22 protein-coding genes are annotated in these 22187 nt (G+C 72.8%); 8 read left to right on the top strand and 14 right to left on the bottom strand.

The window, feature by feature from the left end; translation table 11 throughout:
* The first annotated feature begins 162 nt into the window (after positions 1–162).
* The gene (locus J7W19_RS33865; protein WP_411848846.1) at positions 163–678 is read left to right on the top strand and encodes an SAV_915 family protein; all 516 of its coding nucleotides are present in this window, start codon (positions 163–165) and stop codon (positions 676–678) included.
* Between the two features lie 231 nt (positions 679–909).
* Positions 910–2295, top strand: a complete 1386-nt coding sequence (gene lysA / locus J7W19_RS25505; RefSeq protein ID WP_106429718.1) for a diaminopimelate decarboxylase — start codon at positions 910–912, stop codon at positions 2293–2295.
* A 66-nt stretch (positions 2296–2361) separates the two neighbouring features.
* On the opposite strand, the gene J7W19_RS25500 is transcribed toward lysA, so the two are convergent.
* A complete protein-coding gene (locus tag J7W19_RS25500; RefSeq protein ID WP_040891634.1) occupies positions 2362–3213 on the bottom strand; it encodes a helix-turn-helix domain-containing protein in 852 nt (283 codons plus the stop codon).
* Between the two features lie 181 nt (positions 3214–3394).
* On the bottom strand, positions 3395–3928 hold the full coding sequence (locus J7W19_RS25495; RefSeq protein WP_004950956.1) for a GNAT family N-acetyltransferase: 534 nt from the start codon (positions 3926–3928) through the stop codon (positions 3395–3397).
* A 253-nt stretch (positions 3929–4181) separates the two neighbouring features.
* Here J7W19_RS25495 and J7W19_RS25490 point away from each other — a divergent pair, with 253 nt between their 5' ends.
* Positions 4182–4865, top strand: a complete 684-nt coding sequence (locus J7W19_RS25490; RefSeq protein ID WP_004950958.1) for an L-2-amino-thiazoline-4-carboxylic acid hydrolase — start codon at positions 4182–4184, stop codon at positions 4863–4865.
* A gap of 32 nt (positions 4866–4897) precedes the next feature.
* Here J7W19_RS25490 and J7W19_RS25485 read toward each other — a convergent pair whose 3' ends face one another.
* From J7W19_RS25485 to J7W19_RS25470, 4 genes are all read right to left on the bottom strand, one after another.
* A complete protein-coding gene (locus tag J7W19_RS25485; RefSeq protein ID WP_233478174.1) occupies positions 4898–5704 on the bottom strand; it encodes an MgtC/SapB family protein in 807 nt (268 codons plus the stop codon).
* 378 nt (positions 5705–6082) lie between these two features.
* Positions 6083–7972 carry an FG-GAP-like repeat-containing protein gene (locus tag J7W19_RS25480; protein WP_158688818.1) on the bottom strand — a complete coding sequence of 630 codons (1890 nt, stop codon included), beginning with the start codon at positions 7970–7972 and terminating at the stop codon, positions 6083–6085.
* Between the two features lie 113 nt (positions 7973–8085).
* The gene (locus tag J7W19_RS25475) at positions 8086–9615 is read right to left on the bottom strand and encodes an alkaline phosphatase D family protein (RefSeq protein WP_004950963.1); all 1530 of its coding nucleotides are present in this window, start codon (positions 9613–9615) and stop codon (positions 8086–8088) included.
* An 809-nt stretch (positions 9616–10424) separates the two neighbouring features.
* Positions 10425–10880, bottom strand: a complete 456-nt coding sequence (locus tag J7W19_RS25470) for an ATP-binding protein (protein WP_004950965.1) — start codon at positions 10878–10880, stop codon at positions 10425–10427.
* Between the two features lie 204 nt (positions 10881–11084).
* Here J7W19_RS25470 and J7W19_RS25465 point away from each other — a divergent pair, with 204 nt between their 5' ends.
* From J7W19_RS25465 to J7W19_RS25455, 3 genes are all read left to right on the top strand, one after another.
* Entirely contained in the window at positions 11085–11957 is an 873-nt protein-coding gene (locus J7W19_RS25465) for a helix-turn-helix domain-containing protein (protein WP_004950966.1), read from the top strand.
* Positions 11954–12166 (top strand): DUF397 domain-containing protein, encoded by a 213-nt coding sequence (locus J7W19_RS25460; RefSeq protein ID WP_004950969.1) that lies wholly within the window; start codon positions 11954–11956, stop codon positions 12164–12166. The genes J7W19_RS25465 and J7W19_RS25460 overlap by 4 nt, the downstream gene beginning before the upstream one ends.
* 141 nt (positions 12167–12307) lie before the next feature.
* A complete protein-coding gene (locus J7W19_RS25455; protein WP_004950971.1) occupies positions 12308–12628 on the top strand; it encodes a 4a-hydroxytetrahydrobiopterin dehydratase in 321 nt (106 codons plus the stop codon).
* A gap of 64 nt (positions 12629–12692) precedes the next feature.
* On the opposite strand, the gene J7W19_RS25450 is transcribed toward J7W19_RS25455, so the two are convergent.
* From J7W19_RS25450 to J7W19_RS25440, 3 genes are read right to left on the bottom strand one after another with little or no spacing between them, the layout of a single operon-like run.
* Positions 12693–13355, bottom strand: a complete 663-nt coding sequence (locus tag J7W19_RS25450) for an HAD family hydrolase (protein WP_040891637.1) — start codon at positions 13353–13355, stop codon at positions 12693–12695.
* Between the two features lie 58 nt (positions 13356–13413).
* Entirely contained in the window at positions 13414–14412 is a 999-nt protein-coding gene (locus J7W19_RS25445) for a hypothetical protein (RefSeq protein WP_004950975.1), read from the bottom strand.
* 42 nt (positions 14413–14454) lie between these two features.
* The gene (locus J7W19_RS25440; protein WP_004950976.1) at positions 14455–15930 is read right to left on the bottom strand and encodes an MFS transporter; all 1476 of its coding nucleotides are present in this window, start codon (positions 15928–15930) and stop codon (positions 14455–14457) included.
* Positions 15931–16019: 89 nt separating this feature from the next.
* On the opposite strand from J7W19_RS25440, the gene J7W19_RS25435 reads away from it, so the two are divergent.
* On the top strand, positions 16020–16622 hold the full coding sequence (locus tag J7W19_RS25435) for a helix-turn-helix domain-containing protein (protein WP_004950978.1): 603 nt from the start codon (positions 16020–16022) through the stop codon (positions 16620–16622).
* A gap of 159 nt (positions 16623–16781) precedes the next feature.
* On the opposite strand, the gene J7W19_RS25430 is transcribed toward J7W19_RS25435, so the two are convergent.
* The 3 genes from J7W19_RS25430 to J7W19_RS25420 all read right to left on the bottom strand — a co-directional run bounded on the left by J7W19_RS25430 (position 16782) and on the right by J7W19_RS25420 (position 18816).
* The gene (locus J7W19_RS25430) at positions 16782–17294 is read right to left on the bottom strand and encodes a dihydrofolate reductase (protein ID WP_152264153.1); all 513 of its coding nucleotides are present in this window, start codon (positions 17292–17294) and stop codon (positions 16782–16784) included.
* A gap of 86 nt (positions 17295–17380) precedes the next feature.
* Positions 17381–18178, bottom strand: a complete 798-nt coding sequence (locus tag J7W19_RS25425; protein WP_004950759.1) for a thymidylate synthase — start codon at positions 18176–18178, stop codon at positions 17381–17383.
* Between the two features lie 53 nt (positions 18179–18231).
* Positions 18232–18816 (bottom strand): TetR/AcrR family transcriptional regulator, encoded by a 585-nt coding sequence (locus tag J7W19_RS25420; RefSeq protein ID WP_004950761.1) that lies wholly within the window; start codon positions 18814–18816, stop codon positions 18232–18234.
* A 113-nt stretch (positions 18817–18929) separates the two neighbouring features.
* On the opposite strand from J7W19_RS25420, the gene J7W19_RS25415 reads away from it, so the two are divergent.
* Positions 18930–19316, top strand: coding sequence for a nuclear transport factor 2 family protein (locus tag J7W19_RS25415; protein WP_004950765.1), 387 nt, complete (start codon positions 18930–18932; stop codon positions 19314–19316).
* A gap of 73 nt (positions 19317–19389) precedes the next feature.
* On the opposite strand, the gene J7W19_RS25410 is transcribed toward J7W19_RS25415, so the two are convergent.
* Together J7W19_RS25410 and J7W19_RS25405 are read right to left on the bottom strand one after the other, a co-directional pair.
* The gene (locus J7W19_RS25410; protein ID WP_004950767.1) at positions 19390–20688 is read right to left on the bottom strand and encodes an XdhC family protein; all 1299 of its coding nucleotides are present in this window, start codon (positions 20686–20688) and stop codon (positions 19390–19392) included.
* A gap of 28 nt (positions 20689–20716) precedes the next feature.
* Positions 20717–22186 carry an NCS2 family permease gene (locus J7W19_RS25405; RefSeq protein WP_004950768.1) on the bottom strand — a complete coding sequence of 490 codons (1470 nt, stop codon included), beginning with the start codon at positions 22184–22186 and terminating at the stop codon, positions 20717–20719.
* Between the last annotated feature and the right edge of the window lies 1 nt (position 22187).

Here is a 22187-nt window from a genome sequence, read left to right as displayed (position 1 = left end):
CCGTGTGGCGGGTCAACAGGCTGTCAAGGAAACGGTCGTCCGGCGTCCGGCCGGGCATACCGTGGGCAGCGCGGCGCCCCGGCCGCCGGCTCGGGCGCACTGTCCCTGCCCCACCTCGCTCACCCCCGGTTCACTTTCCTCTCATCCTTCCCGAGGACTGTCATGCGTGTAAACCGAACTCCCGCCGAAGCCGCCGCGGTAGCGGCCGTGGTGGCCGCCGTGACGGCCGCCCACAGCCCGGTGGCCGACGGCGGGGAGTCCTCCGACGACCCCTCCCATCCCGGCGGAGCGCCGCTCCCGGCCTCCACCACTCCCGCCCCCTCCCCCGCTCCCACCCCCGCCGGTCACACCTCCACGTCCGTCCTCCCGGCGCCCCCGCCCGCGGTCCCGGTGCTGTACGTGCCCGTCCGGCCCTGTCCCGTCGGCTTCGCGCTCCGCGTCTTCCGTACGCCGCTCGGGGGCCGGACGGCCGTCGCCTTCACCACCCGCGCCCGGCTCACCGCGTGCCTCGGCCCGCACCAGCCGACCGTCCGGCTGGCCCTGCCGGCCGTACGGTCGCTCGCCGCGCCCCTCGGCGTCACCCTCGTCTCCGTGGACCCGCAACTCACCGCCCCGGCGGTCATCCGCTCACCTGACGGCCCGTCGCCGACGGCTTTGCTGCCCACGCTCCCGGGCTGAGCCCGGTCGTTCGCGAACGGCGGGCGCGGGGCCGGGTCCGGACCCGGTGAGTACGCGGCGTGAGCGGTCCGGCTCGGGCGCGGCTCACCCCGCGTACGGCCGGGCCCGGCCGGGCCATATACGGCCGGGCCCGGCCAGGCACGGCCAGGGACCCAAACCGAGCACCGTCCCGGTACCCCGTCCCCGCCTCCCCACCCAACCCGCCATCCCGTCGAAGGAACTCCCGTGCCCATCGCCCCCGCAAGCCCCGCGACCCCCGCGACTGCAGCGACCCCCGCAGCGTCCACACCCCCGGCGGCCCCCAGCGCCCCGGAAGCCGTCGGCCCGGCCCCCCTGTGGCCGGCCTCCGCGCGTACCCTGCCCTCCGGCGAGGTGGCGCTCGGCGGGGTCCCGCTGGCCGAACTGGCCGACCGTTTCGGCACCCCGGCGTACGTCCTCGACGAGGACGAGGTCCGCGCCCGGGCGCGCGCCTGGCGCGCCGCGCTCCCCGGCGCCGGGATCGCCTACGCCGGCAAGGCGTTCCTCTGCCGCGCCATGGTCCGCTGGATCGACGAGGAGGGGCTGGACCTCGACGTCTGCTCCGCCGGGGAGCTGGACCTCGCCGTGCACGCCGGTTTCCCGGCCGAGCGCGTCGTCCTGCACGGCAACGCCAAGAGCCCCGCCGACCTGCGCGCCGCGCTCCGGTTCGGTGTCGGCCGGATCGTCCTGGACAGCGCGGGCGAGATCGCCCGGCTGGCCGCGCTCATACCCGCCGGGACGAGGCAGCGGGTGCTGCTGCGGGTCGTCCCCGGAGTGGCGGCGGGGGCGCACGCGGCGGTACGGACGGGGGTGGAGGGGCAGAAGTTCGGGCTGCCGATCGCGGGCGGCGAGGCCGAGGAGGCGGTGGTGCGCGTCCTCGGCCAGCCCCGGCTCGAACTCGTCGGCCTGCACTGCCACCTCGGTTCGCAGATCACCTCCACCGACCCGTACACGACCGCCGTCCGGAAGCTCGTCGAGTTGCTCGCCCGGCTGCGCGACCGGCACGGCGTCACCCTTCCCGAGCTGGACCTGGGCGGCGGCTTCGGCATCGCCTACCGCCCCGGCGACCCAGCCGTGGACCCCGCCGCGTACGCCGACCGCGTCACCGCGGAACTCGCCCTGCGCTGCGCCCACGCCGAACTCCCCGTCCCCCGGCTGACGGTCGAGCCGGGCCGCTGGATCGCGGGACCCGCCGGGGTCGCGCTCTACCGGGTGCTGGCCGTCAAGACGACGGGCGGGCGCACCTTCGTCGCCGTCGACGGCGGGATGAGCGACAACCCCCGGCCCGCCCTCTACGGTGCCCGCTACACCGTCCACTTGGCGAACCGTTCCTCCTTGGCACCGGCCCGTGCCGTGACGGTGGTCGGGCGGCACTGCGAGGCCGGTGACGTGCTGGCCGAGGACGTCGCCCTCCCCGCCGATCTGCGCCCGGGCGACCTCCTGGCGGTCCCGGCGGCGGGCGCCTACCACCTGTCCATGGCCTCCGCCTACAACCACGTCGGCCGCCCGCCCGTGGCGGCGGTGTCGGGAGGGCGGGCGCGGCTCGTCGTCCGCCGGGAGACGCTCGAGGATCTGCGGAGCCGCGACGTCGGGGTGTAGGGGGTGAGACGCCGGTCGGGCGGAAGAACAGCCCGTCCGGCGGAGAAGGGGAGGGGCCGGGGACCCTCAAAGCTCCCGCGCCACCGCGCGGATCAGAGCCCGGGACTCCTCCCGGTCCAGAGCCGCGTTCTCCATCCACGCGAGCTGCGCCCGGCACTTCGTCAACTGCAGCTCCGCGTGCCAGAAGAGCGGCCCCAGTTCGGAATCCAGCTGCGCCGTGTCCAGTTGCCGGACCGGCCCCTCCGCGTAGAGCAGCGAGTGCCCGGCGCCCGGGAAGGCGCCGCTGGAGACCGGGACGACCCGGAGGACGACGTGGTCCAGTTCGGACACCTCGGCCAGGTACTCCAGTTGGCGCCGGGTCACGTCCCGGCCGCCGAAGCGGGTGCGCAGCGCGGTCTCGTGGATGTACCCGACGTAGTCCAGCGGCCGGTCGCCGCGCAGGACGCGGGCCCGTTCCATCCGGAAGGCCACCCGGAGCTCCACCTCCAGCCGGCTCGGCGGCGGCAGCACCGCCGCGAAGATCGAGCGGGCGTAGTCCTCGGTCTGGAGGAGCCCGGGGAGGTGCATGACCTGGGAGGTCAGGACCCGTTCCGCGTGCCACTCCAGTTCCGCGATGTCGAGCATGCCGGGCGGCAGGTCCGCCCGGTACCGCTCCCACCAGCCCTGTTTGCGGTCGGTGGCCATGTCGGCGAGGGCCTCGATGTACCGCTCGTCGGAACACGCGTAGTTGCAGGCGAGGATGCGCAGCCTCTCCGGTGAGACGACGCGCGTCCCGGACTCCATGTGGGAGATCTTCGTACGGTCGACGCCGAGCAGGCGGGCTGCGTAGTCGGTGGAAACCCCGGCCGCGGTGCGCATTTTGCGCAGCTCGCTCCCCAGCCTCTTCTGGCGCTCGGTGGGTGTCGTTCTGGGCGGCATGTGCCTTTCCTACTGGCTTGCGGGGCCGCCCGGCGCGGTACGGCCGCCCGTTCACCCGATGGAGGCACGAGCCACCGACGAGGTGGCACAGGTGCCCCGCCGCAGGGGGCGCGCCGGGCGGCCCGCGCGCCCGGCGTACGCGTCGCACCGGTGACGACGCGGGACGGCGGTGTCGTACCTGTCACACCTCCCGGCGCATGCACACCCGCGGCCACCGGTCCAGCCCGTGCGCGGCCTCCCGCTCCCGGACCGCCCGGAGTTCCGGGGTGATCTCGTCGTCGGCCAGCCGGCGGAAGCCGCAGCGCTCGTAGTAGGGCGCGTTCCAGGGGACGTCCGCGAACGTGGTCAGGGTCAGCGCGGGGACCCCCGCCGCGCGGGCGGCGGACGCGAGGTGCTCCAGCAGGGCCCGTCCGACGCCCCGGCGGGCGGCGGCGGGGTGGACGGAGACCTGCTCGACGTGGAGGTTGCCGTCGACCCGGTCGGCGAGCAGGTACGCGACGACGGCCGGCGGGCTTCCGGCCACGTCCCGTCCCCCGGCCTCCGCCGTGGCGACCCAAGCCCGCCCGGCCCGGCGGTACTCCTCCAGTTCGTCGAGCGGAAGCGGCTCGTCCGCGGCGATCTCCGCCATGCCGACCTCGCGGAACCGCTCGCCCGCGGCCCGTTCGACGTCCTGGAGGAGCGGGAGTTCGGCGGGGTGGGGAGGGCGTATGCGCATGGGAACAGTGTGGTGGGCGGGGCCCGGCACGTCGAACCGTTAAGCCGAACCCTTGAGTCGAACCCGTGAGTCGAACCGTTTGACGCCCGTCCCGCGATCCACCATCATGAGCCGTCAACTGAACACGTCAAGCCGGCGCCATGGTGGTTGGTGGGTGCGCCGGCCGGCCCGCCTCGCGCCGGGTCCGGCCGTCACGCGTACCGCACGGTCGTGTGCCGCCGGTCCGGGAGAGGCCCGACCACCGGGAGTCCCCGTGACTGATCACTCCTCCGAGACCACCACCACCGATCCGGTGGACCAGACCCACCTCGCCATCGAGGCGTTCTTCACCGCGCTCGCGGAACACCACTCCGTCCCGGACGGCCTCACCTCCCGCCTCCGCGACCGGTACGAGCGCCTCCGCACCGACCAGCGGCACCTGGCCGAGGACGAGCCGTCCCGGCACAACCTGGCCGTCTCCCTCGCCGTCCTGGCCGCGTACCGGGAACTTTCCCCCGGGCTCCCCGACGCGGAGCTGCTGCCGCTCCTGGAGCGGGCGTTCGTCGAACCGCTCCGGGCGGAGATGCTGGCCGGGGTCGCCGCCGCGCTCGACGCCGCGCCGGACCCGTTCGCGCTGATGGTGGAGTTCAGCCGGCGGCGCGAACGCGACTACTTCGGGCCCGCCTTCGCCTTCAGCCACCCCCGGGACGACGACCGGGAGCACATCGCCCAGGTGGACCGCTGCTTCTACCACCAGGTGCTGGAGGCGAACGGCGCCGGGCGGCTGACGCCGGTGCTCTGCGCCTTCGACGCCAACTGGAGCGACGCCGTCGACCCGGAGCGGCACGGCTTCGCCTTCGAGCGGCCGACGACCATCGGGCACGGCGGCCCGCACTGCCCGTTCACGTTCCGCCGCACGACCGGCCGGGAGGACCCGCCGCGGGTCACCGCCCCGTGAAGCGGGTCCGTGAAGCGGGTCCGTGAAGCGGGTCACCGGCCCGTGAACAGGTTCCGCACCCGCCGCCGGGCCCGTCCGGCCGGGCTGTAGTCGTCGTCGTCCCCGTCGCCCTCCGACTCCTCGTCGGAGGCGTTCAGGACGGTCCAGCTGACCGCCGAGACCGCCGGTTCGAGGGAGAGCCGGCTGACGGCCTCCTCCAGGAGGCTGTCGTCGCGGCGCTCGGTGGTCAGTTCGGCGGAGACGGTGACCTTCCCGACGTCCTCCGCGTCGCGGCTGTGCACCGAGCGCAGCCGGAAGCCGGGGCGGCCGACGGCCTGGACGACGAGGGTGCGGACGTGCGCCTCCTCGGGTTCGGTGCAGACGACCTCGAAGTGGTAGTCGGTCGCCACCTCCGCCCCGCCGCGCGGCTCCCGGTCCAGCCGCCGGGCGAGCGGCCGCAGCAGGGTGTTGGCGGCGACGACGCCGGCCGTGCCGAGGATCGCGATCACGTACAGCCCGGTGCCGGCGAGCGCGCCGACGGCGGCCGAACACCACAGGGTGGCGGCCGTGTTCAGCCCGCGCACCCGCAGGCCGTCGCGCATGATGACGCCCGCGCCGAGGAAACCGATGCCCGAGACGATCTGCGCCGCCACCCGGGAACCGTCGTAGCCCGTGGTGCTGGTGGCGTCGGAGAAGCCGTACGTGGAGAGGAGCACGAAGAGCGCGGACCCGGCGGCGACGAGGGCGTTCGTCCGCAGCCCCGCCATCCGGGCCCGCCACTGACGCTCCAGCCCGATCACCGAGCCCAGCCCCAGCCCGGCCCCGATATTGGCCGCCATGTGCCACTCCTGCACCATCATCCGCCTCCTTCTCCACGGTCTCCGCGTCGCTTTGATATCGGCGGGACCCGGCCGGCTGTTGAATCGGCCGGCCATCGGCACGGCTCCGCTCACGCCCCGCCGCAGGAGCCACCCCCGTCCCCGCCGGGACCCGGCGGGCGCCTGCCCCGATTGATCACTTTCATGACCGGCGACGCCGGGAATCACGAGCACGGGACGGACAGGCGCACAGGCCGCTATCCGCAGTCACCCAGGACGGGCCCGCGCGGGTCCGTCCCCATTGGATCGGCGAACGTGGAGAATGGGAGCGGGGCGGCCCCGGTCGGTTGCCGGTGCCGCCCCGTTCGGGTCGCGGTGTCGCCGTGGGCGGGCCGCGGTGGACGCCGCGGGTGCGTCAGGTCACGGGGACACCATGGTCTTCCACGTGCCGATCCGCTTCGGGCCGGTGCCCTCGTAGAGGGAGGTTTCGCCCTCGGTCCAGCGGACCAGCAGGTCGGCGCGCCGGCCGGAGGTGGTGAAGTCGCCGGCCGCCATGGCGGAGTTGCGGGTGTACGAGGGGTGGGCGGGCTGGAGGACGGCGGACGCGCCGAGGCGGCCGGACGTCGCGGTGATGCCGGAGAACGCCTCCAGCTTGCCGTCCGCGCGGCGGACGAGCAGGTCGGCGCCCTTGCCGGAGAGCTGCGCGGTGGTGAGGGAGACGGCGTCCTTCCAGGCGGCGTCCTTGCTCACCAGCGTCCGCTCGCGGCCGGTGCCGCCGCCGGTGACGCCGCTGTGCAGGGTGACGTCACCGTCCTTCCAGCGGACGACGACGTCGTCGGCCTTGCCCGGGTCGTAGGCGCCGGCGGTGATCGCGGTGGCGTACTTCCACTCGGAGCCGGCCTGCTGGACGACGTACTCCTTGGTGCCGGTCAGCCGCGCCGCGCTGATGTCGGAGTACACGCTCACCTTGCCGGTGGAGGTGTCCTTCTTGTCGTCCTTGGCCCACAGGACCATCAGGTCGGGGCGGCCGTCGCCGGTGAAGTCGCCCGTGGTGACCGAGCGGGCGTTCTTCCAGAAGCTCTGCTGCTTGGCGAGGGTGCGCGGGGTGCCGAAGCCGCCGCGGCCGTCGCCCGGGTAGAGCGTGGCCTCGCCGTCCTTCCAGATGACCAGCAGGTCGTCGCGGCCGTCGGCGTCGACGTCGGCGGCCATGACGTGGGTGGCGTACTTCCAGTCGCTCGCGGGACCGGCCAGCTTGCCCTCGTAGAGGCCGCGCAGCGGGGCGGTGCCGGGGGCGCGGTCCGCGACGGCGGCGCGGTAGAGGTCCTGGATCTCCTGCCCGTAGACGGGCGAGTAGCTCATCCAGTCGTCGTGGCCGGAGCTGCGCGGCGGGCCTCCGCCGTAGTAGCCGCCGACGTTGCCGATGACGTCGCCGGTGCGCGTCTTGGCGTTGTAGCCGGTGACCCACGGCCCGCCGGAGACGCCGCCGTAGAACCCGGAGCACCGCATCAGCATCTGGCGGAAGCCGGCGAGGCGCTCGGTCGGCACGGTGCAGCTGATCGCCCGCTGGCCGTTGCCGCTGAGGTGCGGGTAGCCGTGGACGGTGACCTGGTTGGCGAGGCGCGGGGTGTCGCGGAGCCGCAGTCCGGCGCCGGTGACCTCCTCCACCTGCTTCTTGCGCTGGTACTCCGGGCCGACGCGCAGGAACGCGAAGTCGAGGTCGGAGTCGGCCCGCATGCTGTTGGGCTGGTAGTTGGCGTACGTGAACGCCTTCTGGACCGGGTAGCCGCCGAAGGGCTGGTCCTTCACCGCCTTGCCCTTGCGGAACTGCGGGATGAAGATGCCCTTCTCGGCCGCGTGCTTGGCGCAGTGCCCGGCGGTGAGGACGAGATTCCGGTGCGCGCTGCGGACGATGCTCGCGGAGCAGTACGTGGCGCCCGTGGCCTTGGTGTCGAAGAAGAACGTGCCGACGGCGGGGATGCCGTCGCCGTACACGCCCTTGGGTATGCCCTTGGGGGCGGTGCCCACGGGTCCGGGCGGAGCCAGCCGGGAGACTCCGGGGCGCGGCAACGCGCCGGGCGCGCCCCGGCCGGCGTCCAGCGGCACGGCCGCGGCGAGGCGGTCGGCCGTCCAGAACTTCTCGACGGCGGACGGGGTCGCGCGGTGGGCCGGGGCCGACGCGGAGGGTACGGGTTTCGGCGCGGTGCCGGAGCCCGTAGGCCCGGGGGCCGCCACGGCGGCGGTGGCGGAGACGCCACAGGCCGCCATGGCGAGGACGGTGGCGAGGCTCCGGGACCATCTGTGAGGTGTCAAGGCGACTCACTGCACTAGGGAACAGAGGACAAATATTCGATCGAATATTTGCACAGTGCAGCGTTCGTGGAGCCGCCGGGGTGGTCAGGCCGACGCCCGCCGGCTCCGCCGGTTCACGCGGGGACGAACCCCGGCCGCCCCGCCCGGGACACGAAGCTCGCGTCGGTCCCCACGGGCGCCCCCGGCCGCGTGGCGTACGGCAGGACGCGGTAGTCGGCCCGGACGGCGTCCGGGGTGAAGGTGACGACGACGTAACCCCGGCGCTCCGCGTAGTACTTGATGTGCGGATTGACCCGCATCACGTTCTCCCAGTCATCCGGCCGCTCGACCCCGTCGAACCCGCTGGACACGGACGTGCCGACGATCTCGACGCCCAGGGTGGCGGAGGCGGGGTCGTCGAAGTCCTCCTTGATGTCCATCGCGTAGTGGACGTGGACGTCGCCGGAGAGGACGACGAGGTTGGCGACGCCCGCGTCCCGCGCGCCCTGGAGGATCCGGTGGCGCGAGGCCGGGTACCCGTCCCAAGCGTCCATCGAGACCTTGGCCCGCCCGACGTTCCCCTTCCGCTGGCAGAAGGCCACCTGCTGGACGACGACGTTCCAGAGCGCGGACGACTCCCGGAAACCGTCCAGCAGCCACGCCTCCTGCTCGGCCCCGGTGAGCGTGCGCGCCGGGTCCTCGGACTCGGGCCCGGGGTACTGCCAGCCGTCCCCGTACGCCTGGTCGGAGCGGTACTGCCGGGTGTCGAGGACGTCGAACCGCACCAGGTCCCCGTACCCGAACCGCCGGTACAGCAGCGCGTCCGGCCCGCACGGGCGCTGCGCCTCGCGCAGCGGCATGTGCTCCCAGTACGCGCGGTAGGCGGCGGCGCGGCGGCGCAGGAACTCGTCGGTGGGCAGGTTGTGCTGGGAGACGGCGGCGGCGTAGTTGTTCTCGACCTCGTGGTCGTCCCAGGTGACGATCCAGGGGTGCGCGGCGTGCGCGGCCCGGAGGTCGGCGTCGGTCTTGCCGAGCGCGTAGCGCAGCCGGTAGCCGTCGAGGGTGGTCAGCCAGTGGTCGAACACCTCCGGCAGCCGCTGCTCGCCGGTGTAACCACGTGCCCCCGCCTGGGCGTTGATCTCGTTCTCGTAGATGTAGTCGCCGACGAAGAGGACGGCGTCCAGGTCGTCCTCCCGCGCGAGGTGCGCGAGGGCCGTGTAGTAGCCCTCGTCGTACTGCTGGCAGGACGTCAGCCCCACCCTCACCTGACGGACGTCGGCCCCGGGCGCGGGCGCGGTCCGCGTCCGCCCCACCGGGCTGGTCCAGCGCCCGCAACGGAAGCGGTACCAGTACGTCCGCGCGGGGTCCAGCCCGCCCACCTCGACGTGCACGCTGTGCGCGTCCGCCCCGTCGGCCACCGCGGTCCCGCCTTGGACGATCTCCCGCAGCTCCTCGTCGGCCGCGACCGCCCACTCCACCGGAATCCGGCACTCCGGCGGTAACCCGCCGTCCGCCTCCAGCGGCCGGGGCGCCAGTCTCGTCCAGAGCACGACGCCGTCCGGCAGCGGATCGCCGGAGGCGACCCCCAAGGTGAACGGATCCTCGCCCACCTCCCGCCCGCTCAACTCCCTGTCCGACCGCCGCTGTCGCATCTCGCGCGCCATGCGCTCCACTCCCTCCGGCCACGGAGCCCGACGGGAGGAGGGTACCGCCGGGAAGGGGGGACGGGATCCCGTCGCGCGGGGTCCGGACCGGCCAAGTGGCGGGGTGGGCACGGAGGTTCACGCCCTCCGCTCCAACGGTTCGACCTTCCGCCCGGTTGACGCCACCCGGCGTACCCGCCGGCCCGGCGGCCACCCGAGCGCACGCCGCCGCAATCAGCCGCCGCAGGGCCGCCGGGTCGGCGAGGTCTTCCTCCCCTTGAGGCGGGCAGAGGAGCCAGTGCGTGCCGGGCGGGTCGGCCCGGTGCGGCGCCGGGACGCCGAGGTAGTGGTCGGCGGCCAGGACGTGGATGCCGGGGACGTCCCATTCCCCGGCCGTCCCGTTCGGCACGAGGACGTAGAACCAGCGGCCGTAGGGATCGGCGATCACGGCGTTCTCGATACCGGCTGCCCTGAAAGCGTCCTCGATCGCATCCCGCTCACCGCTGTCCGCCACGACACCGACCACACTGACGGCCAGCCGGACGGCCTCGAAGTGCAGTCCGGTCCGGAGCATGGCCGGCGCGTCGCGCATCCACGTCTCGCGGATCTCGCGGGGGCGGGGGTCGCGGGATACGAGCCAGTCGGCGTTGTACCTGATCACGGTCGACCCCGATCGATTGATGGTATTGACGGGCAGGCCGAACACCGGGTGGGACTGCTCCCACAACGTTTCGCTGCTCCCTGGGCTGGCACGCGGGCTTCAAGAAGAACACTCGGCGCAACGCGGCCAATCAAAGAGGCCGCTCGCCCGACGGTTACCGACACTTCGCCTATTCCACTTTGAGGTGGGCCCACACGGTCTTACCGGGACCGTCCAGCCGCTGCCGAACTCCCCACTTCGCCGCAAGGCAGGCGACGATCAGGAGACCTCGGCCCGATTGGCTGACGCAATCGAGGTCAAACCCCTTATCGCAACCTGCGTATGGCACCTCGACAACGAACTCAGGCACGTTCGAGGCCGGTTCAGGAACGCTCAAGCCAGACGAGTCGGTCACTTCGACAACAAGCACTCCGCGTCTGCGGCGCAGACAGAGCTCGAACACGCCCTCGCCCCCTTTGGCGTGCAGCACAGCATTGGTCGCCAGTTCACTGACCAGAAGGACAGCCGACGCGGTCAGCTCGGCTCGAATCTTCCAGTCCTGGCACACCGATTCGACATACCTCCGAGCACCGAAAACAGCTCTCCGATCAGCTCGGAACTCGCGTCGGGTCGTGCGTCCGGACATGCAGCCCCCAGGGCAGGCAGACGGAACCTGGGCCACGAGCGCCACTCACGGCCGGCGCTTGTGGCGCACCTCACGCTAGAGCGCAACTCACACGAACTGCAACTCAACGTCAATGCAAAGTTGCATTTCACCTCGTAGGGGTTACTCGCTAGCGTGTAGCGTCACCACGCGTGCAGACTGGACACAGACAGTCAAGGAGGGGCCATGCCCGCAGGTGGGCGACCTACGGTTCGCAGCAGGCGACTTGGCGCGACACTGCGGCGCTACCGCGAGGCGGCCAAGCTGGACCAGGAGCATGCGGCAGAAAAGATCGCCGGCTCCAAGTCCAAGGTGAGCCGCATCGAAGCGGGGCAAGTCACCGCCAAGCCGGGCGATGTGCGCCTCATGCTCGAACTGTACGGAGTCACCGACCCCGTCGTCAGTGAACACCTTGAGCAACTTGCCCGGGTCAGCAATCGACGCGGCTGGTGGATGGACCACCGGCTCCCGGACCAGTTCACCGACCTCGTCACCCTCGAAGGCGACGCCTCATACATTCGCACCTGGCAGCCGCTGTTCATCCCCGGCTTGCTCCAAACCCCGGACTACGTGCGCACGCTGACGCGGCACTCCAGCCTCAATGTCTACACAGCGGAAGCCGAAGAAGCCTTCCTGAAGGTCAAGGAAGAACGGCGCCGCGCGATCAGCGAGAAGGGTGCGCACTTCGCGGCGGTGATCTGGGAGCCAGCCCTTACGGCACCCATGCCGTCCGCCGAAGTCCACCACGAACAGCTGCGCTACATCGTAGAGATGGCGCAGCAGCCGAATGTGACGGTTCAAGTCCTTCCGGTGAGCGAGTGGAAAGCCGCACACATGGCAAGTCACTTCGTGGTCTACAGCTTCGGCCCGGAGCCCGCACCGGAAGCCGTAGCCTTCGACACCCCCACGAACACTGTCATCCAGGAGGAACCGGAGGACGTCGCCAAGCACGTCCGCATCTTTGAAGCGTTGCGCTCGTCCGCTCTGGCTCCCGATCAGAGCGTGGAATTCATCCGGACCGCGATGAAGGACATCCCGGAAAGCGAGAAAGCTGAATGACGAAGAATCGGCACATCGTAACGGAGTTCAAGAAGGCATCCGCCTCGCAGGGCCCGTACCAGGAATGCGTGGAAGTCGCCCGGACAGCTGACGGAGGGCGAGCCATACGGGACAGTCGGGATCGCGAAGGACCCGTCCTGTTCTTCACCGCCGGCGAGTGGGCCGCCTTCGCGGACGGCATGGCGAAAGGGGAGTTCGACGACTTGTAGGAGGTACGCCCCGCTGGTTCGGCGGAGCCCGGGGCCTCAGCCCGGTAACACTACCGGACGGGTCCGATCCAGCCTTGTCAGCGCGGGCCCATTGGCGCGCCAGGGACGGCACGCAGGGTGAGCGGACCGAAGGGACATGACATGACGGAAGCCAAGGAACCACTCTCCGAGCAGGAGATCAGCGACCGGCTGCTCTCCCTTTCCGGGTGGCGGCGGGCGGACGAGAGCGAGGCGATCAGCCGTGGCTTCCGGATCCGCTACCACGGGGGTGTGGCCCTGATCGTGCATGTGGCGGACGTCGAGCGGCTCATCGGCCACCATGCGGACATCGATCTCCGCTGGGATCATGTGCGGTTCACTATCACGACGCACGATGCCGGATACCGGCTCACCGAGGCTGACTTCGACCTGGCGCGCCGGATCGACGCGATCGCGGTGGCGCACGGGGCGGAGCCCCTGTAGATGCTGCGCCGCTATGAGCAACGCGTGTCGGGATCGGCCCAGCAGAGCTGAGGAAGAATGGAGGTCAGCGCTCTCCGCGATTGAAGGTGTCGACGAGCGCGCTCAGCTCGGTGAGGTGGTCGATGCGGAAGGTCGGCAGTTCCGAGGCGAGCGGATCGTGTTGCTGGATGACGCCCCACGGGCCGCGGCGAACGAGAGCCGCTCGCATGCCCGCCGCGACGGCCGGGCGGATGTCGTTGTCCAATCGGTCGCCCACATACAGGATTTCCTCGGCCTCGAAAGGCACCGCCTTCGCGACGCGGGCGAAGAACTCGGGATCGGGCTTGCTCGCACCCCAGTCGTCAGAGGTGCCGATGAGATCCACGTCCTCCTGGAACAGCTCACGCAGCAGGCTCCCCGCTCGGACGGTCTGGTTGCCCGCGATGGCCAGCCACAGACCGGCGGCACGCAGTTCCCGCAGAGCGGGCCGTACGTCCGGATAGAGGTCGGCCTCACCGAACCATTCCGGCTTCCCGGCCGCCGCGCGCCTCTCCCGCTCCGCGTGAAGGTCGAACCCAGGGCGGAAGGCCTGGAACGTCTCGCGATAGTCCCGGCCTTGGGCGATGACCGCTCCGAACGTGGCGGCGAACGTATGTCGCGGTACGCCCAGCCAGTCCGCCCAAGTCCCGTACTCCCTCGTCTCGTCCACGAGGCATTCACCGACGTCGAAGACCACAGCTCTGATCACGGGAGGAATGCTAGGGCCGGTTGCGTCCGGTGCACCACCGGACGCAACGACAGCGCCATCAGCCCCTGTCGGAGGCGGACGAGCAGGCCGGGCACGCCGTGGCGCGAGCCGGGTCGTAGCGGCGGTAACCGCAGGTGCACACCGGCCAGTCCAGGCAGGTGGGGCACTGGTCGTAGGGGGCGGTGACGGGGACGCCGCAGGCGCCGTCTCTGCCGGTGCATTCGGTCTGGGGCGGGCGGTGGGCCACGGCCTCGGCCGGGGTGCGGTCCGCGGTGCGGGGTGGTTCCTCGTCGGCCTCGTCGCGGGTCGTGGGCGGGCCGGGGAGGGGAGCGTGGCCGCGGCAGGCGGGGCAGGGGCGGTCCGGGTCGTCCGGGCGGAAGCCGTCCTCGCAGTCGGCGTAGCAGCCGGCGGGGGCCAGGAGCCACAGGACGACGTCGTCGGGTCCGTAGCCGTCCCGCCGCTCGTCGGCGTCCCGCCGCAGGGGGCGGTTCGACCAGCTCGTCCACCAGCGGCGTTCGACGCGCTCGACGAGCTGGCGGGCCGTACGGTGGTCCAGTTGCGCCCAGATCGTCCGCATCGCCTCCGGCGGGTACGCGCCGCCGCAGGCGCGCAGGAGCCGGTCCGGGACGGCCGCCAGGACCGCCCGCAGCGGGTCGCGGGAACCGGCCTGTTCCAGGCAGCGGTCGCAGCGGTCGCGGGCGGCGGTGTGCGGGTAGAAGTGGCGGCGCCAGCGGCGTTTGCGGTCCTTGCGGGCCTCCGGCTCCACCGCGTGGACGGTGAGGTCGCGCTCCGGCAACGGACCCTGGCAGACGCGGCACTTGCCCTGGCAGGTCAGGCACCGGCCGCCCGCCGGGGAGGGCGCCCGGCAGTCCGGGCACTCCCGCCGGCAGACGTCGCACAGGTGGTCCTCCGGGTGCGGCACCGGCAGCCAGCGGTAATCACCCTGGCAGCGGATGCACTTGGCCGGGTTGACCTCGTCGTTCGGGGTGGGGAGGACGGGACGCCCCGGGCACAGGTCGCAGCAGACGAACGCGTTCCCGTGACGGCGTCGGATCATGTGCGGCGCTCCCGGCTCAACGTGGGCGGCGGACCTGCCAGGTTAGCGGCCGCGGGCGGGCGGCAGGCGCCGTTCGGCCGGCCCCGGCGTCGTCCGGGACGCCCGGGCCACGACGAGGAGGAAGAGGCCGCACGCCGTCACGAGCACCCAGCCGGGACGCGCGGCGTGCGCGAGGTCCGCCGGGGCGACGCCCGCGACCAGGCCGCCCGCGACCGCGATGCCCACCGCCGAACCGACCTGCCGCGCCGTGGAGGTGATCGCCCCGGCCACCCCCGCCCGGGACGGCGGGAGGCCGCTGACGGCGGTGTTGGTGATCGGCGCGTTGGCGAAGCCGAACCCGGCGCCGATCAGCAGGTAGGCGACGAGGAGCGGCGGGACGCCGGTGTCCCGGCCGAGGCCGGTCAGGCACAGGCCGCCCGCGGCGAGGAAACCGCCCGCGGCGAGCAGCGGACGGCGGGGGCCGAGGCGCGCCACCAGGGTCCCGGACCATGGCGCGCAGACGGTGGCCCCGAGCGCCATGGGCAGCGTCGCCGCGCCCGTCGCGAGCGGCGACCAGCCGCGGGTGTGCTGGAGGTAGAGGGTGTTGAGCAGCAGCGTCACATTCAGCGCGAGGAACACCGCCACCGCGCCGAGCACGGCCGTGGCGAACGGCGGTCGCCGGAAGAGGCCCAGGTCCATGAGGGGTTCGGGCCGTCGGCGCTCGACCAGGACGAACGCGGACGCGGACCCGGCGATCCCCGCGTACGCGGCCGCGGCCCAGGGCGAGGCCCAGCCGACGCGGGGGCCCTCGATCAGGAGGCCGACCGACAGGAAGAGCGTCACGGTGAGGAGGAGTTGACCCGGAACGTCGACCCGTCGGGCGCGCGGACCGCGGGACTCCGGTACGAACGCCGTGACCAGCAGCAGCGCCGCGGCGATCACCGGCGCGTTGATCCAGAACACCGCCCGCCAGCCGAACGCGGCGATGAGCCCGCCGCCGGTGACCGGGCCGGCCGCCATGCTCAGCCCGAAGACGGAACCCCACACGCCGATCGCCCGGGCCCGCTCGCGCGGATCGGGCATCGCGTTCACCACGATCGCCAGGGCGACCGGGCTCAGCATCGACGCGCCGACGCCCTGGAGCGTCCGGGCGGCGACGAGCAGGCCGGGCGTCGGGGCCAGCGCGCAGGCGAGGGAGGCGATGCCGAAGACGCTCAGTCCGATCCGGAAGACGCGGCGGCGGCCGAAGCGGTCCGCGAGCGCCCCGGAGGCGATGAGGAGGCCGGCCAGGGCCACGGTGTACGCGTCCACGACCCACTCCAGCCCGCGGGTCCCCACGCCGAGGCCGCGGCCGATCGCGGGCAGGCCCACGTTGACGATGGTGGTGTCCAGGCCGACGAGGAACATGCTGAACGCGCAGATGACGAGGATCGTCCAGCGGCGGCGGGCGCTCAGCGGAAACGGGGGCGGGGTGGGGGCCGTGGACGGAGTCGGCCGGTCCGGCCGCTCCGGTCGTAGGGGAGGAGTCGTCGTGGTCACCTGAGCCCGCCTTCCGTCCGGTTTCGCCTGCCCGGCCATGGTCGGGCCGGGCACCCGCGGCGGACCAGGGACTTTGCGAAGACCGCAAAATGGGGTCCATGCACCCCACTGACGCCACGGACGCCACGGACGCCGAACTCGCCGAGACCCTGGCGGCCATCGGCCCGCGGCTACGGACCCTGCGGCGCGACCGCGGCCTCACCCTGGAAGCGCTCGCCGACGAGACCGGGATCTCCGTGAGCACGCTGTCCCGCCTGGAATCGGGCAAACGGCGTCCCACGCTCGATCTGCTCATACCGCTCGCGCGTACGCACCGCGTCGCCCTGGACCAGTTGGTCGCCCCGCCGGCCACCGGCGACCCCCGCGTCCATCTGCGCCCGCACCTGCGGAAGCCCGGGAGCGTGCTCGTCCCGCTCACCCAGTACCCGGGGCGCGTCCAGGTCTTCAAGCAGGTGCTCGCGCCGCGCGAGCCGAAGCCGGTCGCGCACGAGGGTTACGAGTGGCTTTACGTCCTCGCGGGCGACCTGCGGGTCATGGTGGGTGAGCGCGACTTCACCCTCCGGGTGGGCGAGGCGACGGAATTCGACACCAGCGAGCCGCACTGGTTCGGACCGGCGGGCGCGGAGGCGGTCGAGATCCTGCACCTGTCCGGGCCCCGGGGGGATCAGGCGGTGGTGCGGACGGGGGGATGAGGGGTCCCCGTCTCGGCCGGGGCCGCTCGCCTCCGTCGGCGGGCGGCCGGGCGCAGGGCCACCGCCCGGCCGATGCCGCGCGAGCCGCCGGTGACGGATTACGCCGCCGAAAGCGTTCGGGAACTCACCGGGTGCCGCGCGGACAGGGGACGAACGCCGTCAACGGGCGTATCCGCGCATGCGATAACGCAGTCCGGAGGCGGACGCGGAGGTCCGCCAGCCGGTGTCCTCGGTGAGCGTCCACGACCCGTTGACGGCCGGGGCGTACGTGTCGCCGTCCACCGCCACGTCGACCTCGGTCACCGCGAGCGCCGTGGCGTGCTCCAGGGCCGCCCGGTAGATCTCGCCGCCACCGATCACCCACACCTCGGCGGGCGCGGACGCGTCCCGCGGCTCGGCCGCCGCGCGCCGCAGCGCCTCGGCGACGGAACCGGCGCGTTCCGCGCCGTCCGCCGCCCAGTGCGGATCGCGGGTGACCACGATGTTGCGCCGGCCCGGGAGGGGGCGGAACCGCGGGGGCAGCGAATCCCACGTCCTGCGGCCCATCACAACCGGGTGGCCGAGGGTGACGGCCTTGAAGTGGGCCAGGTCCTCGGGCAGGTGCCACGGGATCGCGTTGCCCGCGCCGATCACACCGTCACGGGCCTGCGCCCAGATCAGCCCGACCTTCACCCGGCCGCCGTCCACCGGGCCGCCGTCCGACAGCCCGCGGTCCGTCAGTCCGCCGCCCGACCGCTCGCCGTCCGCCGACGCGTCGTTCATACCGCGACCGGGGCCTTGATCGCCGGGTGGTGCCGGTAGTCGACCACCTCGACGTCGGAGTACGCGTAGGAGAAGAGCGAGTCGGCCTTCCGCAGCCGCAGCGCGGGGAACTCGAACGGGGTGCGCGAGAGCTGCTCGGTCACCTGCTCGACGTGGTTGTCGTAGATGTGGCAGTCGCCGCCGGTCCAGATGAAGTCACCCGGTTCGAGGCCGACCTGCTGCGCCACCATGTGCGTGAGCAGGGCGTAGCTGGCGATGTTGAACGGCACGCCCAGGAACAGGTCCGCGCTGCGCTGGTAGAGCTGGCACGAGAGCTTGCCGTCGGCCACGTAGAACTGGAAGAAGGCGTGGCACGGTGCCAGGGCCATCTTGTCCAGCTCGGCGACGTTCCAGGCGGAGACGATCATCCGGCGGGAGTCCGGGTCCCGGCGCAGCGTGTCGAGGACCTCGCCGATCTGGTCGATGTGCCGGCCGTCCGGGGCGGGCCAGGAGCGCCACTGGGCGCCGTAGACGGGACCGAGGTCGCCGTTCTCGTCGGCCCACTCGTCCCAGATGGTGACGCCGTGCTCGCGCAGCCAGCCGACGTTCGAGTCGCCGCGGAGGAACCACAGCAGCTCGTACACGATGGACTTGAGGTGCACCTTTTTGGTGGTGACCAGGGGGAATCCCTGGGAGAGGTCGTACCGCAGCTGGTGCCCGAAGACACTTCGGGTGCCGGTGCCCGTCCGGTCGGCCTTGGCCGTTCCGGAGGTGAGCACTAGCCGCAACAGGTCTTCGTACTGGGTGTCCGCCACGGGCGTCGATTCTACCGGCCGCCCGGACGGGACCACTCCGCGGCCGGCGGCCGTCAGCCGGAGGAGCCGGCCGGGTGCTCGGCGCACAGCTCGGCGGCGAGGCCCCGGGCGTAGCGCTCGTCCGTCCCGGGGACGGAGAAGACCACGCGGAAGTAGAGGGGTGCGACGACGCGGTCGAGCACCCGCTCCAGGGAGGGCGGCGTCCCGCCGCGGCCGGCGGCCGCCTCCAAGGGGGCCCGGAAGCGGGCGCTGACCCGTTCCAGGCAGGCGCGGAGGCCCGCCCTGCGGTCGTCCACGTCCGGTGCCACCTCGGCGCGGAAGAACGCCACGCCTCCCGGCCGGGAGAGGTCGGCGAGCGTCCACACCGCCGCCCGCTCCAGGTCCTGGCGGAGGTCGCCGAGCAGTTCCGGCGCCTCCTCTTCCTGGCGGCTGTCCGCCACGTCCGCGAGCAGGGCCGCGGTCGTCCCCCAGCGCCGGTACACCGAACTGGGGTGGACGCCGGCGCGGCGCGCCACCGCCGGGACGGTCACCTTGTCGGCGCCGATTTCCGCGACGAGGTCCACCACCGCCTGGTGGACGGCGGAGCGGACGCGGGCGCTCCGGCCACCGGGGCGGCTGTCTTTGCTTTTGGCGGTCATCCCTACACCTTAAAGCAAAGCGTTGCGCTTTAGCGCCTCGCCTGCTTGAGTGGATTAAAGCGAAGTTCATCGCCTTAACCTCAACTCCCTTTCCGCACCCCCGTGGAGGAACCATGTCCCAGTACGAGGCCGCCCACCGGCTCGGCGTCCGTTTCCACGCCTTCCTCAGCGCCGGCGACTGGGCCGGCATCCGCACACTGCTCACCGACGACGCCACCTGGACACTGCCCGGCGACAACGCGATCTCCGGTACGGCGGAGGGGGCAGACGCGGTGGTGGAGCGGGCCGAGAAGATCGCCTCCTACGGCGTCCACTTCGAGCTGCTGCACATCCTCGTCAGCCGCGAGAACATGGCCCTGTCCCTGCACAACACCGCCCGCCGGGGCGACGCGCGACTGGACGAACACCTGTCCACCGTCTGCCGTCTGCGCGACGGCGAGATAGCGGCCATCGAGACGTACCTGTCGGATGTCGACGGGATGAACGCCTTCTTCGTCTGAGCCGTAAGGTCCGAGCCGTCTCGCCCGAGATGCCTGGCCTGGCGTGCTTCGCCCGCGCGTTCCGGCTCCCGCGTCAGCACCCCGCCCCCACCGCCTCACGGTGAATCGGCACACCGGCCCCGCGCAGCGGCATCCCCGAGCCGCCCCTGCGCACCGCGACGATCTCCGCCGCGATCGACAGGGCCGTCTCCTCCGGCGTCCGGCCGCCCAGGTCGAGGCCGATGGGCGAGCGGAGGCCGGACAGCTCCTCCTCCCCCAGCCCCGCCGCGCGGAGGCGGGCGAGGCGGGCGTGGTGGGTGCGGTGGGAGCCCATGGCGCCGACGTAGGCGAGGGGGAGGCGGAGGGCGCGGACCAGGAGGGGGATATCGAACTTCTCGTCGTGCGTCAGGACGCAGACGGCCGTGCGCGGGTCGAGCCGCTGACCGTCCAGGTAGCGGTGCGGCCAGTCGACGACGATCTCGTCCGCGTCCGGGAAGCGGGCGCGGGTGGCGAACACCGGGCGGGCGTCGCACACCGTGACGTGGTGGCCGAGGAACTTCCCGACGCGCGCCAGCGCCGCCGCGAAATCGATCGCCCCGAAGACGATCAGGCGGGGCGGCGGGACGCTGGACTCGATCAGCAGCTCGGCCGGCCGGCCGCGGTACGCGCCGTCGGCGACCGGCGTCAGGACGCCCGTGCGGCCGACGGCGAGGAAGGCGGCGGCCTCGTCGGCCGCCCGCCGGTCGCTCACGGACGCCGGGGCCGACGCCGACCCGGCCACCACCGGCCCGGCCACCGCCGCCCCAGGCGCAGCCCCCGCCACCGGCTCAAGCGCCGATCCGGCCACCGCCGCCCCCGCCGCCGAAAGCCCCGGCGACGCCCCCGTCACCACCGACCCCGAGACCGAAAGCCCCGCCTCAGCCCCGGCCCCCACCCCTCCGAGCGTGCCTGAGAAAGCGCCGTCCGGGCGGACCAGGAGGGCGCCCGGCTCCCCGTCGGACAGGGAGCGGACCAGCGCCACGGGCTCCCCGTCCGCCGCCGCCGACAGCGCCGCCTCGTACCCGCCCCGCCAGGGGTCCGCCGCCCGTACCGGCGCGATCAGGACCTCGATCGCGCCGCCGCACGTCAGGCCCACCGCGAACGCGTCCTCGTCCGAGTATCCGAAGCGCTCGCGCCGGGCGGTGCCGGTCTCCAGCGCCTCGCGGCACAGCTCGTAGACGGCGCCCTCGACGCAGCCGCCGGAGACCGAGCCGATCGCCGTTCCGGCCGCGTCCACGGCGAGGGCGGCACCCGGCTGTCTCGGAGCGCTGCCGTGGACGGAGGCGACGGTGGCGACGGCGAAGTCGCGGCCCTCCGCGCACCAGCGGCGCAGCTCTTCCGCGAGGTCCAGCATGTCGGGAACCTCCTTCCTCTCCTCATCCCTACCTGACGCCCAGCCAGTTCTCGATGGGGTGCAGCGCGAAATACACCGTGAAGACCGCCGTCAGCACCCACATGAAGGTCCCCGGCTCCCGCCACTTCCCTTCGGCCGTTCTGATCGCGGTGTAGGCGATGACGCCCGCGCCGACACCCGCCGTGATCGAGTAGGTGAACGGCATGAGGACGACCGTGAGGAACGCGGGGACGGCGACCGCCCGGTCGTTCCAGTCGATGTGCCGCGCATGGCTCATCATCATCGCGCCGATGACCACCAGCGCCGCCGCCGCGACCTCCCCCGGGACCATTCGGGTGAGCGGGGTGACGAAGAGGCAGGCGGTGAAGAGGAGGCCGGTGACGACGGACGACAGCCCGGTACGGGCCCCCTCGCCGACGCCGGTGGCGGACTCGATGAAGACCGTCTGGCCCGACGCGCCCGTGACCCCGCCGATCGCCCCGCCCGCGCCGTCGACGAGCAGCGCCCGGCTGAGCCCGGGCATCCGGCCGCGGTCGTCGGCGAGTCCGGCCTCCGTGCCGACGCCGATGATCGTGGCCATCGCGTCGAAGAAACCGGCCAGGACCAGGGTGAAGACGATCACCCCGACGCTCAGCGCGCCGAGCGAGCCCCAGCCGCCGAAGGAGACGTCGCCGAGGAGGGAGAAGTCGGGCAGGGAGACGGCGCTCCCGTGGAGTTCGGGGGCGCCGGCCTGCCAGGTGCCGGGGCCCGGGTCCGCGACGGCGTTGACCGCGACGGCGAGGACGGTGCCGGTCACGATGCCGATGAGGATGGCGCCCGGGACGTTCCGCGCCTGGAGCATGAAGACGGTCAGGAGCGTCACGCAGAAGACCAGCACCGGCCAGCCGGCCAGCTCGCCCGCCGGGCCGAGGGTCACCGGTCCGCCGGCCTTGGCCGCGTGCACGAAGCCGGCCTTCACCAGGCCGATGAGGGCGATGAACATCCCGATGCCGATGGTGATCGCGTGTTTGAGCGCCAACGGGATGGCGTTCATGACGAGTTCGCGCAGCCCGGTGAGGACCAGCAGGACGATGACGCCCCCGTACAGCACGCACATGCCCATCGCCTGCGGCCAGGTCATGTGCGGGACCACCTGGCCGGCCAGCACCCCGGAGACGCCGAGCCCGGCGGCGAGCGCGAGCGGGACCTTGCCGACGAGGCCCATGAGCAGGGTGCAGACGGCCGCGGCCAGCGCGGTCGCCGTGATGAGGGCGGCGTGGCCGAGCGTGTGCCCGGACGCGTCCTTGCCGGACAGGATCAGCGGGTTGAGCAGCACGATGTAGGACATCGCCATGAACGTGGTGACGCCGCCGCGCACCTCGCGGGCGGGGGTGGAACCGCGTGCCGAGATCTGGAAGAACCGGTCGAGCCGGTCGAGCCGGGACCTGCCGGCCGGGGGACACGAGCCCGCGCTCGCGCCCGCGGCCGTGGCCGCCGGCTCCACGGATGGCTGCGTCATG

Origin of the sequence: Streptomyces mobaraensis NBRC 13819 = DSM 40847 (genome assembly GCF_017916255.1) — a bacterium.
GTDB lineage: Bacteria > Actinomycetota > Actinomycetes > Streptomycetales > Streptomycetaceae > Streptomyces > Streptomyces mobaraensis.
The sequence above is the reverse complement of the archived record's forward strand: the minus strand, read 5'-3'. Positions and strand labels throughout refer to the sequence as shown.